The organism is Micromonospora sp. DT4 (assembly GCF_049841675.1).
Classification (GTDB): domain Bacteria; phylum Actinomycetota; class Actinomycetes; order Mycobacteriales; family Micromonosporaceae; genus Micromonospora.
In genome coordinates this window covers 1-1290 of record NZ_JBNCKT010000291.1, presented here as the reverse complement: position 1 = coordinate 1290, position 1290 = coordinate 1, and the positions used below count along the sequence as shown (strand labels likewise).

Below are 1290 nucleotides of genomic sequence, written 5' to 3'. Positions count from 1 at the left end.
GTACGTATTCAGCTTGAGGTAGCCGTTTGAGGCAACCACGGCCCGGTGGTGAACAGCTGTTTGAGGACGTCGAGGGCGTCCATGCCGTGCTTGGCGGCGGTGGACAGGTAGGAACGCAGGGTGGCGAAGTTGGCCAGTCCTTGCAGGGTGCGCCAGGTCGCGGAGATCTTCTGTTGGAGCTTGACCGGGCGGAGATCACGCTCGGCCTGGTTGTTGGTGAACGGCACGACGAGGTCGACGGTGAACCGCAGGATCATGTCGCGGTGTGTGGCGAAACGTTCGACCAGTGTGCCGGCTCGTGACAGCTTGCCTTCCCGGTCGGGTGGGTTCTGTTGGCGGCCGTAGGCGACCGCTCCGGCGTAGCAGGCCCGGATGTGGCTGACCTCATCCGGGGTGAGCGCGGTACGTCCGGCGGCGACGGCCTGTTCGGTGACCTGTTTGGCCATCAGCAGGGTGCCAGCCATGACCTCGGCCCATTCCTGGCCGGCCGGGTCCTGCTCGTGCACGCCGCGTAGGTCGCGGATCAGATGTGCTCCGCACCAGGCGTGCTCGGCGTCGGTCAGATGGCGGTAGGCGGCGTAGCCGTCGCGCACGAGGGTGCCGGTGAACCCGGGCAGCACCCCACCGGCGTCCACGTCGGCTTTGGTGCGGCCCCCGACGTGGAACAACGTCAACCCGGGCGTGCAGGCCACGTGCACGTACTTGAACCCCCCGCCGACCCGCGCCGGGGTCTCATCGGCGTGCAGCACCTGCTCGGTGTGCAGCAGCGCGGCCAGGTGCGACGTGAACGGGCCCAGCCGAAGCGCCGCCTCGGCCACCACCTGATGCACGAACCCGACCGACACCCGCACCCCGAGCAGATCACCCATCATCGCGGCAGCCCGCCCATACGGCAGGAACTGCGCGGCCCGGGCATAGACGGCGGCGGCCTTGACGTTCGAGCCGTACTGCACCCGGCCGGACACGCCGTCGGGGACCAGCGGGACGGTGACCTGCCCACACCCAGCACACTCGACCGCGATCAGCTGATGCTCGGTGACCACCCGCCGTGGCACGGGCAGTTCGACCACCTGCCGCCGCTGCCGCCCATATACGCGGCCATCGGACAGGTCAGCGCCACAGGCAGGACCGGCACACCGATCCGGCCGATGCTCCACCACCTCATCCGGGTCCGCGACCAGGCCCAACGTCGACCCCGACGCCCCCGGCTGCTTACCCCGCCGCCGGCCACTGCCCTTACCCTTGCCCAACACCGGGCCCGGCCGGGCAAGCCCGTCCGACGACGGAGGT

Annotated in this window: 1 protein-coding gene; it reads right to left on the bottom strand. The window is 69.6% G+C overall.

The window, feature by feature from the left end; translation table 11 throughout:
- Positions 1–8 precede the first annotated feature (8 nt).
- A partial coding sequence (gene tnpC / locus ACLQ24_RS29700) for an IS66 family transposase (RefSeq protein ID WP_425895047.1) occupies positions 9–1290 on the bottom strand: 1282 nt, incomplete at its 5' end.